At 49.9% G+C, this 10,218-nt stretch carries 10 protein-coding genes; 8 read left to right on the top strand and 2 right to left on the bottom strand.

Going from position 1 to position 10,218, the window contains the following annotated elements; translation table 11 throughout:
• Together A8707_RS24580 and A8707_RS24575 are read right to left on the bottom strand one after the other, a co-directional pair.
• Window positions 1–588 (bottom strand): IS6 family transposase (locus A8707_RS24580; protein WP_068819891.1); only part of this gene is annotated, 588 nt, incomplete at its 3' end.
• Window positions 589–1,033: 445 nt separating this feature from the next.
• A complete protein-coding gene (locus A8707_RS24575) occupies window positions 1,034–2,755 on the bottom strand; it encodes an ammonium transporter (protein WP_197485043.1) in 1,722 nt (573 codons plus the stop codon).
• 185 nt (window positions 2,756–2,940) lie between these two features.
• Here A8707_RS24575 and A8707_RS28655 point away from each other — a divergent pair, with 185 nt between their 5' ends.
• The 8 genes from A8707_RS28655 to A8707_RS24535 form a co-directional block, all read left to right on the top strand.
• Window positions 2,941–3,102, top strand: a complete 162-nt coding sequence (locus tag A8707_RS28655) for a hypothetical protein (RefSeq protein WP_156518861.1) — start codon at window positions 2,941–2,943, stop codon at window positions 3,100–3,102.
• 671 nt (window positions 3,103–3,773) lie between these two features.
• Window positions 3,774–4,187 (top strand): IS6 family transposase, encoded by a 414-nt coding sequence (locus tag A8707_RS24565; protein ID WP_068819887.1) that lies wholly within the window; start codon window positions 3,774–3,776, stop codon window positions 4,185–4,187.
• Window positions 4,188–4,334: 147 nt separating this feature from the next.
• A complete protein-coding gene (locus A8707_RS24560) occupies window positions 4,335–4,592 on the top strand; it encodes a DDE-type integrase/transposase/recombinase (protein ID WP_068819885.1) in 258 nt (85 codons plus the stop codon).
• Window positions 4,593–4,933: 341 nt separating this feature from the next.
• Window positions 4,934–5,146 (top strand): helix-turn-helix transcriptional regulator, encoded by a 213-nt coding sequence (locus A8707_RS24555; RefSeq protein WP_068819884.1) that lies wholly within the window; start codon window positions 4,934–4,936, stop codon window positions 5,144–5,146.
• 116 nt (window positions 5,147–5,262) lie between these two features.
• On the top strand, window positions 5,263–5,556 hold the full coding sequence (locus tag A8707_RS24550) for a fertility inhibition FinO-like protein (RefSeq protein ID WP_068819893.1): 294 nt from the start codon (window positions 5,263–5,265) through the stop codon (window positions 5,554–5,556).
• 13 nt (window positions 5,557–5,569) lie between these two features.
• Window positions 5,570–6,163 (top strand): Uma2 family endonuclease, encoded by a 594-nt coding sequence (locus A8707_RS24545; RefSeq protein ID WP_068819881.1) that lies wholly within the window; start codon window positions 5,570–5,572, stop codon window positions 6,161–6,163.
• Between the two features lie 158 nt (window positions 6,164–6,321).
• Window positions 6,322–9,492, top strand: a complete 3,171-nt coding sequence (locus A8707_RS24540; RefSeq protein ID WP_068819879.1) for a DUF3854 domain-containing protein — start codon at window positions 6,322–6,324, stop codon at window positions 9,490–9,492.
• Window positions 9,493–9,630: 138 nt separating this feature from the next.
• A partial coding sequence (locus A8707_RS24535; protein WP_068819877.1) for an IS6 family transposase occupies window positions 9,631–10,218 on the top strand: 588 nt, incomplete at its 3' end.

The raw sequence follows: 10,218 nt of genomic DNA, 5'->3' as shown, positions 1-10,218 counted from the left end.
TTTCGCTGTGTTGAATGAGCCGAATCCCATCATTGGCTTTGTCAATCGCTTGATGTTGCGGTGATCCTGCTCGATGATGTTATTCAGGTACTTGCTCTGCCGGTATTCTGTCTCTGCTGCCAGCGTTTCATCGCCTTTCAAGGCTTCGACTGCCACCGGATAGGCAGCATTTTTATCGACGGTGATCACGCGGGGTGTTTGAGTATGAGTCGCCTTCAGCACTTTGCGGAAAAACCGGGCTGCTGCTTTACCGTCCCGCTTTGCGCTCAGCATGAAGTCCAACGTGTTGCCCATTGAATCGACAGCGCGGTAAAGATATTTCCACGCTCCTTTCACTTCGATGTAAGTCTCGTCCACTCTCCATGAGTCATTCGTGGGATTCAAGAACGGTCGAATGCGTTTGTCCAGTTCAGGGGCAAATTTCAGCACCCAACGATTGAGGGTGGAATGACCCACCTCAATTCCTCGCTCTGCCATCATTTCTTCCAAATCCCGGTAGCTCAGAGGATAGCGGCAATACCACCGCACATTCAACACGATGATTTCGGGCAAGAAGTGCCGCCATTTGAACAGAGAGTCAGTCGTCATTTAGAGCAAGGCTAGAAAAAATTAAGCTTCCCTACCTTACTATTTTTGCGACACAACCCAACAACCTGCGCTTAATCATCCAACCGTTGATTTGTTTCAACTGGCTCAAGCGCTGGTTAGAAGTCTTTTCTGTTCCTTCACTGCAAAGCGGCTTTGAGCAATTGATGCACAAGATGAATCAATTCATTTGCCCACTGGTGCATCAGTTGAATCGGCAACCCATCTTTTCATCTGCTTAGAGTGACTAAAGAGGGATATAAGAAACGAACTCTTAGCGTACGATTTTTTCCGTTTTCTGAGGCGACCCCATGTTGCACCTTTTTGGTCTTATGTCGACTTGACCCCATAAAGGTTTGAACACAGTTATAAAAACTCCCTGAACTAGCAGTAATTCAGGGAGGTAAGGCGTTTTAGTCTCAGTCAGTCTTGAAGCAATCGGGCAAACTTACCGGTCTGTGTATTGTGATCCTAACGTTGGATCTGCAACTGATGCTGCCCCCTGAGGCGTTCCGGGTGCCTGAAGCACATACTCTGGGTAAGCCGGAATGCCATGTTCGTGAATATCTAAGCCTTCTAACTCACCTTCTTTAGACACCCGCAGCAACCCTAACGCACTGACGGCAGCCATTAAGCCCATTGCGATCGCAAACGTAGAGAGCGTGATGATTGCACTTCCTATAAACTGCGCCGCTAGTAGCTGAAAACCACCCCCGTAGAACAATCCTTTCAGCGGTGCGGAATTGTCTGCACCAAAGGCACCCGTCGCGCCAAACTCACCCGTCGCAAATAATCCTAGTGACAACGTGCCCCAGATTCCGCAAAATCCGTGAACGGGCACAGCTCCGATCGGGTCATCAATTCGCCACCACTCTAGTAAATCAACACCCACCACGACGATCACCCCCGCAATAGCACCCAGAATAATGGCACCCGTCGGGTTCACCCAGTAACACGGGCAAGTAATCGCGACGAGTCCTGCCAGAAATCCGTTTACGGTAAAGCTGATATCCCATTTTTTGGTTTTTGGGAACCCATAAAACATTGCGGAGAGTCCACCTGCACAGGCCGCAAGCGTTGTATTCGCTGCCACGCGACCGATGCCTTGAAAGTCCATTGCAGACAAAGTAGAGCCAGGGTTAAAGCCATACCAGCCAAACCACAGGAGCAGACCGCCTGACGCTGCGATCGTCAAGTCATGCGGCAACATCGGACCACCACCGTCGCGTTTAAACACTCGTCCTAAGCGTGGACCCAACACGATCGCCCCTGCCAAAGCAATAAATCCGCCGATCGTATGAACAACGGTTGAACCCGCGAAATCATGAAAGCCCAGCCCCATTGACGATAAAAAGTGACCCTCACTCCCCATCGTTGCCAAAAATCCATCGGGACCCCAAGCCCAATGTCCGACGATCGGATAGATGAAGCCAGAAACCCCGATGCTGTAGAGCAAATCGCCGACAAATGCGGTTCGTCCAATCATGGCACCAGACGTAATCGTTGAGCAGGTATCTGCAAAAGCAAACTGAAACAGCCAGAAGGCTAAAAAGGCAACACCCGTACTTTCGTAGGTTGCCGGAGCACCTTGCAAAAACCACCAGTTCGTGCCAAACAGTCCATTGCCGTGGCTGAACATAAATGCAAAGCCGATCGCGTAAAAGAGAAGACCACACAGACAAGTGTCAACAATACATTCCATCAACACGTTGACCGTTTCGCGCGATCGACAAAAGCCAGCTTCTAGCATGGTGAAGCCAACCTGCATTCCGAACACTAGAAATGCCGCAACCAGTGTCCAGATTGTGTTGACCGGATTTACAATGTCGTTTCCCTTTAAGTCTGGATCGGCTGCCATCGCAGGTAGCCCAACGACGTGAGATGCGATCGGAATCACAACAAACACTAGCAGTAGCACGGCGGCAAACTTGCCAAACAGCAGTAAATAAGCATAGCGCCGCCACTCGCGATCACGCAACCTTTCATGCCCCCGTCTCATACGGCTGACGCGGAGACCCGTCTGGGAAACGGTTGTCTTTGAACTCCAATTTGTTTTCGCGCCTTCAGAACGCGGTGGTCGCCCTTGGTCAGACTCAACTTCGGAAAGCATCAAAACCGATGCCACGATCGACCAGATCTGTTTTAGCCAGTTATGTAAAGGCTCTGGCATTGACTCTGCCCATCTACTTCTTTTGATCATTCAGATGTAACCTCGATTGCAAGAATGTGAAATACAGAGCTAGCCCCCTCACAAAGGTGCAGAGGGCAAACAGGCTTCGCATCTGATGTTGCAAAGCTAGAGCAAAATTGGGCTATTTAACCAAGAACTCATAACTGTTCGGTGGATAACCCATTGTGGTTGAGCAATTACGTCGAAAAGCTACAGGTGAATTTCAATACGCAGATAAGCTAGAGAACGGCTGTCTGAGCGAACGGAACCTTGGACAGATTACCTTTCTGGCAGAGCTACTCGTCAGCCTGATCGCAACTGGGCTGCCGTGTTTAGCCTTGCCATAGAAAATAAGCAATATCGAGTTAGAGTTTAGTGTTCTCCACTACTTTTTCGGAAAGGGACTGAGTCTCGCTGGACTACAGCATTTTGGTAGTGCCACGTGAACAAGGATAGAGAAAAACAGTTTGTTTCAACTAGCCTTATGCTGCAAGGCTTATAGGAAGATTTCGCTGCAAAAAACATGGGATGGCATTGTCACTACCCCTTTTTCTGGGACTTTGAAGAAATGATAAGAGAACGGGAAGTCGAGGTGGCTCTCACGACAAGCTGTTGACAGGTGCGAAGCTCTGCCAAGGCAAACGTATGAAAATTTTGAATTTGTTGCCTAGCAAGGAATTCAAAAGTTGATAAGCAAAAATACTCGATTTTGAAAGGCTTGCCCTAAGTACAGGACAAAAACTTAGTATGTGGACATACTGCGCTTGCCGACTATCGAAGTTGAGCAGGATTTGGCGAAGCAGGTCAAACGGCATTGTCAACTTAACCCAACGGTAGAATAATCGTACTGGTTCCACTTCGCTCACGATTCCTGGCTCATGTACTCCCGTCATCGATTCCCGTCTGAAATTATGAGTCACTGTGTCTGGCTCTATTACACGGTTCCCTTGAGCTATCGGGATATCGAGAAGATGATGCTGTATCGCGGGATCGAGGTGACGTATGAAACGATTCGAGAATGGTGCTAGAAATTCGGGCAGCAGTCCGCCAATCAACTCGTCGTAAACGCGCGTTCATCGCTGATAAGTGGCATTTGGATGAAGTGGTCGTGACGATCAAAAAGCAGCAATATTACTTGTGGCGAGCCGTGGATTCAGGGGGGAATGTGCTGGAGGTCTTGCTGCAACAGCATCGAGACACGAAGGCAGCCAAACGGTTCTTTCGCAAACTGCTCAAAAAACAAGGCTTCGTGCCACGGGTGATCGTCACCGACAAACTCAAAAGCTACGAAGCGGCAAAGAAGCAAGTGATGAAGAACGTGGAGCATCGACCGCACAGGGACAACAATAGAGCCGAGAACTCCCATCAGCCGACACGAGTCCGAGAACGACGAATGCAGCGATTCAAGATTGGCGAGAAGTCGCTGGGCTAAAATCGGCAGTAGAGGATTCAAGTGCGGACTCTACCCCGAAGGGTTACTCTACTGAAGCCTGGAATCCTCCCAAAAAACTGGGTTTCTCCAGAACGAATCCCACTTGCCCGTATATCGGCTCAACCCCAATTACGGCAGAGTGAGTACATGAACAATGTGATTGAGCAGGATCATCAAAATATCAAGCGACTGGCAAAACCGATGATGGGATTCGGCTCATTCTACACAGCGAGACGAACCTTGAGTGGGATTGAAGCAATGAGTATGATTTGCAAGGGGCAGGTGAAAGGAGTCAGTCAAAGGGACAGTGTGTCTCAAGCAGAATTCATCGCAGAACTCTTTGGAATTACACTCTCCACGGTTAACGAATGGACTTTTATAGCATTCTTCCTCATCCCAGGATAATGAATAAATCATCATTTCATTATCCTGGGATGAGGAAATCAGCATGATTCGGATCGAATTTACGTCAGAGCAAATCGCTGAACTAGGGGTCACTTCAGAATTCGGAAAAATCGTACGCTAAGGGTTTGCAAGCGCTTGCAACAGCCTGATCTCACCTCTTTCATTGCTAGTTCTTCTGCCAGACACAGCCAGAAACTGAGCAGTGAGGATTTGTAAGAGAAGGGCGCTGTTTCTTGGTCGGAGTAGCGTCCTTTTCTATAGCCAGTATACGTTAACTTTTTCACACTGTCAACTAACTCACATGAAGTCATTCGTGCTATATTAATGCTATTAATTAAAGCATGGGAAAAAACTACGTGTCTAGGGTCGCAAAACTCCGAGAAGAGAAGGGGCTAACACAGCGTCAAATCGCACAGGCGCTGGGTGTTGACGTATCTACTGTTCGGAACTGGGAAAAGAGCAGAGACGGCGTAAAGATGTTTGCTAGGGTCGCAAAGCTTTGTGAATTGTTTGATTGTCAGCCCGTAGATCTGTTTGAAGAGGAAAATGTTTAATCCTTCAAAACTCAATCTATTCGCGCTGCCATCCGTAGCCCTATAAGATGGAAACCATCCTTCTCAAGGAGATTAGACGATATGAAGGGCGAACTCTACAAGGAGGGCAACCACCAATGACAGTCAGTGGAAAACTTGAACTCACTATCAAAATCAGCGAACTGCCAACTGCTACCACTGTTGAGAATGGCTGGAAGTCCTTTGACATAGACTGCGATGGGCAGATTGTTTCTGTCACCCTCAAACCCAAAATGTTCAAGAAGCTAGAGGATGCTCAGGCAAACTTTCCAATGTGGGTCGCTGCCGTCGCTGGGAAGATGGGACAGCCTACAGAGAAGGGGTTTGTGCTGGTAGAGCCAAACATACAAGTGTTTGAGAAAAAGCCTAAAGAACCCGCAGTAGCAGGGTAGGAGAGGGAAACGAATGACCCAAGCAAAACAACGATTTAGAACGATTGAGGAATATCTCGGCTATGACGACGGCACTGACACCCGTTACGAATTGGTTAATGGGGAGTTAGTCGAGATGCCCCCAGAGAATCCGCTCAATCGCAAGATTGCATCGTTTCTGTTTGCGGCGTTCGTTCGGTTGGGCGTTTCAGAAGATCTGCTGGCAATCGGAACTCAAATCGCTGTCACTAGCAGCGAGAATATCTCTGCACGTCAGCCCGATCTCGTGGTGCATTCTTCAGAAAGCAACGCTGCATTGGAGGGAGTTAAAAGCGATCTGATTACTCAAGGGATGCCGAACCCTGCGCTTGTTATCGAAGTCGTCTCACTAGGCGATCCGGGCGACAAGAACTACGATCGCGAATACATTCACAAGCCGAAGGAGTACGCCACAAGGGGCATTCCTGAGTTTTGGCAAATTGATCCGAGTCGATCAGTGGTGATCGTGCTGAATCTCAAGGATGGAGCTTATCAGTCTAGAGAGTTTCGAGGCAGTGATCGCGTTCTCTCTCCCACCTTTCCAGACTTGCAACTGACGGCTGAACAAATCTTGAGGGCAGGGCGATGATGTCTGGACAGCCCTTCAAAATCAAAACCCCCAACAGTTTTTAGGCTGCTGGGGGTTCCATTACCCACCTGGATTTAAGCGTAGAAGTTTAGCGGCTACAGCGCTTAATACCAGATATCGGAGGGATGAGGCTTATTTAAGAGTCTCATCTTGAATACTTGTTTACATTCTATATTCCATCTGACGAGCAGTGCAACGTCTACCTGTGTCAAGCAACTAACAATATTGACGAATTTATCGCTTCACCCCGTATAGTCCTCCCCTCTAAGCCTTGCAGGGCAACAAATTCAAAGACTTTCAAATCAATTTCAGAAATCGCTAAATCAATTGATTTAATTTCTGGGTCTGGGTGGCAATCGGCAATTAAGCGCGAATTTATCGACGGCAGCGGGATCGCGCCTGCCCTATTCGAGGCAACGATCGACTTCATTGAAGACACGGGTTACTGGGAACCCAACGAGCTTTTAGGGCAAAACGTATCCAGGCAGTGGCAAACCCGCAAACCTCACAGCTACGGGGCTTTAGCGGTTCTTAGCAACGAAAACAGCAGCCCCTGGCAAGCCAAGCCCCAGAATCCCAGAATTGACGGCAAGGGAAAAGTCGTTAAGTACGAAAGCATTGTGGGAAGCGGGTTACGGGCTTTTCTACCTGCGATCCCTCGCTCGATACGGCGCAAAATTAGCCAGCGCTACGGGGTGAACGTGCCTGAATTTGGCTCGTTCTGGGATTGGGTGAAGGATCACCCAGAAATCCCCATCATCATCACTGAGGGCGGCAAGAAATCCTTATCCCTGCTCAGTCAAGGCTATGTGGCGATCGCGCTCTATGGGGTGGATGGCGGCGGCTTATTCAATGAGTGGATCGGGGGTGAGAAGCTTCGCAAACTGAAGCCTGAACTAATCACAGACCTGCAACCGTTCGCCGTTTCGGGTCGTCCCATCACGCTGGCATTTGACCAAGATGAAAGCACCAAAACTCGTAGCCAAGTCAGTGCTGCATTAGACCGATTAGGCGGGTTACTCAGAGTGGCTGGCTGCACGGTTTCCATTGCTCAATGGGATGGGCAGAATGGTCGCTGCAAGGGCGTAGATGACCTGATTGTGAATGCAGGGGTTGAAGCGTGGGAGACAGCGCTTTCTGAAGCGGTTTCATTCAGTCAGTGGTCGATTGCACGTCAGCTAACCCATGAAGTGCGCCGCAAACCTGACCTCAATATCCAGGATAGGGAATTCATCGAAGTCGCTTCAGAACTGCCTCAATCGGGAATTGTTGCACTCCACGGGGGCAAGGGATCAGGCAAGTCTAAAGCGATCGGGGAACTGGTCAAATGGATGAAGTGGCTCTCGATTACCCACCTCAGCAGTTTGGGACGCGACCAGGCGGCAGGATGGGGCGGAGTCTTCGTCAACGATGGAGATCGGCACGGCTCGAAGCTGCTTAAGGATGGGGTGCCTGTCAATGGCGGCTCGGTCTGTGTGCCCTCCCTGCTCAAAGTCTCTGCTGTCAATGCCGATGTCCTAGTCCTAGACGAGATTTCAGCCACTCTCGAATTTATTCTTGGCTCCAAACTGGCCAATAAAGACGGGATGCGTTCGCTCTTGCTAAGTGAGTTTTATCAGAGAGTCCGAGCGGCGCGATTGGTGCTGATTGCAGACGCAGACCTGTCAGAGGAAGCCTTGCAATTCATCGAATCAATTCGAGGGGAACGCGCCTACTTAGTGAAGTCTGAGAGAAAGGCACTGACCTATGAGGCGACGATTATCGACGGCTCAAAGAACGCCGCGATCGCCTTTCTGCAAGACCGTATCAAGCAAGCTTTAGACAACAAGATAATTTATATCAATGCTGATGCAAAAGCCTTTGCAGAGATGCTTGCAGAGCTTCTAGGAGGCGATAAAACCCTGCTGATTACTGGAGACACCAGCGGCGGTGAGGTTCAAGCCAGTTTCCTCGCGAGTAAAGGGCGTGACTTGCCGGGGCTTGTGGCTCAAGGGGTGAGGTTCATTATCTCGTCTCCCTCGGTTACTCAAGGGTTCTCGATCGAGCATCACACTGATTTGATTGATAGCGTCTGGGGCTTCTATTCGGGCTGCTCCATTTCGGCTCACTCGATCGCTCAAGCGCCCGACCGAGTTCGTGATAGCAACGTTCCCCGGTTCTTCTGGGTCGCCAACAAGGGCAGTGCCACCAGCCGCTTAAGCAAAGCCCAATCCATCCCGGCATTCCTAAAAGAGTTTAAGCAGCTCAACAGCGCAGCGGTGCGGCTCGTGGCTCACTCTCTGACTCCAGAAGCCAAATTCACGGCGGAAGCAACGGACTGGCAGAGTCAGAACCTCCGGATGCTGGCAGCGCTGGAGGTGCGACGTAACCGGGGCATGTTCCAACTGAAAGAGACCTTGATCGCCCTGCTCAAGAAAGAGGGTAAGCGGGTTTCGACCTGCAAACCTCAAATTCCTAAGGTTGAGTTGAGCGAGATCGGGGCAATCGTTAATCGTGCCAGCAGCGCTGTCAAAACCCGGCATCATGAAGCGGTAGTGGCAGCAGAAACGATCGACAAAGTAGAGGCTAAAACGCTGTCTGAGCAAAGCGACCCACTCACACCGGATCAGGTTTTGAGTCTTGAGAAGTTCTACATCGCTGAGTTTTATCGACTGGAGGAGGTTGCCGTCTTAGATGTGGCGTTCGACCGCAACGGTCATACACGCTCTCATATCAAAGCACTAGAGGCGGTTTTGTCGCCCCCATTGGCAACGGAAACCACTGCCAAAACGATCAATCAGAATCCTGAGAATCCACAGGATTGGAACCCCGTGGTGGTGAGAGCTCGGCTTCTAGAGCAGTGCGGGGCAGCGGCGCTGATTCGAGCAATGGTAGCCGGGGAAGTCGAATCACTAGACGTTGAACGGGTTGCCCAAATTGCTGCATTCATTCGCGCTCATGAGCCAGAGTTTAGAATCGGCTTCCATTTTCGCAACGTCGCTAACCTCTCAGACCAGCAGATTGTAGGGGAGATTTTGACTCGTCACGGCATTAAAACCAAGCGACGGGGCAATAAGAACAATCTTCGCTATGAAGTCTGTAAGCCAGAGCTAGAGGCAATTCTAGCCATTATTGAACGGCGCAAAATTGAGATCGCATCCCCCCTAGATCAAGAAGTAGATCAGAGGGATGCGATCCCGGCTAAACTCCCACAAACACTAGAAAAATGGCTGACTCCAGAGTCATTAAACGAGGTTCGTGAACTCTGGAGGCTGGCAGACTGCCCCGAATCCCAGACGGCGTTGAGACAAGTCATCCTGATCGCGGTTTTAGCGCGCGGGATCGCCTGAGTTCTACACGCTCCTCTCATCAACTCAGGCTTCAGAAAGAACAGCTTTGACTGTGTGGAGTATCTCCCCCCTCAAAAAGCGGTTGTGTCGCAAAAATAGTAAGGTAGGGAAGCTTAATTTTTTCTAGCCTTGCTCTAAATGACGACTGACTCTCTGTTCAAATGGCGGCACTTCTTGCCCGAAATCATCGTGTTGAATGTGCGGTGGTATTGCCGCTATCCTCTGAGCTACCGGGATTTGGAAGAAATGATGGCAGAGCGAGGAATTGAGGTGGGTCATTCCACCCTCAATCGTTGGGTGCTGAAATTTGCCCCTGAACTGGACAAACGCATTCGACCGTTCTTGAATCCCACGAATGACTCATGGAGAGTGGACGAGACTTACATCGAAGTGAAAGGAGCGTGGAAATATCTTTACCGCGCTGTCGATTCAATGGGCAACACGTTGGACTTCATGCTGAGCGCAAAGCGGGACGGTAAAGCAGCAGCCCGGTTTTTCCGCAAAGTGCTGAAGGCGACTCATACTCAAACACCCCGCGTGATCACCGTCGATAAAAATGCTGCCTATCCGGTGGCAGTCGAAGCCTTGAAAGGCGATGAAACGCTGGCAGCAGAGACAGAATACCGGCAGAGCAAGTACCTGAATAACATCATCGAGCAGGATCACCGCAACATCAAGCGATTGACAAAGCCAATGATGGGATTCGGCTCATTCAACACAGCGAGA

The organism is Phormidesmis priestleyi BC1401, assembly GCF_001650195.1.
Classification (GTDB): Bacteria; Cyanobacteriota; Cyanobacteriia; order Leptolyngbyales; family Leptolyngbyaceae; genus Phormidesmis_A; species Phormidesmis_A priestleyi_B.
Note: the sequence above shows the minus strand (reverse complement) of the source record. Positions and strands in the feature narration are given on the sequence as shown.

Excerpts from the sequence above, each read along its gene's own strand:
- A8707_RS24555 (WP_068819884.1), top strand. The coding sequence starts at position 4,934 with ATGGGAAAAAACTACGTGTCTAGGGTCGCAAAACTCCGAGAAGAGAAG.
- A8707_RS24565 (WP_068819887.1), top strand. The coding sequence starts at position 3,774 with ATGGTGCTAGAAATTCGGGCAGCAGTCCGCCAATCAACTCGTCGTAAA.
- A8707_RS24545 (WP_068819881.1), top strand. The coding sequence starts at position 5,570 with ATGACCCAAGCAAAACAACGATTTAGAACGATTGAGGAATATCTCGGC.
- A8707_RS24550 (WP_068819893.1), top strand. The coding sequence starts at position 5,263 with ATGACAGTCAGTGGAAAACTTGAACTCACTATCAAAATCAGCGAACTG.
- A8707_RS24560 (WP_068819885.1), top strand. The coding sequence starts at position 4,335 with ATGAACAATGTGATTGAGCAGGATCATCAAAATATCAAGCGACTGGCA.
- A8707_RS24575 (WP_197485043.1), bottom strand. The coding sequence starts at position 2,755 with ATGCCAGAGCCTTTACATAACTGGCTAAAACAGATCTGGTCGATCGTG.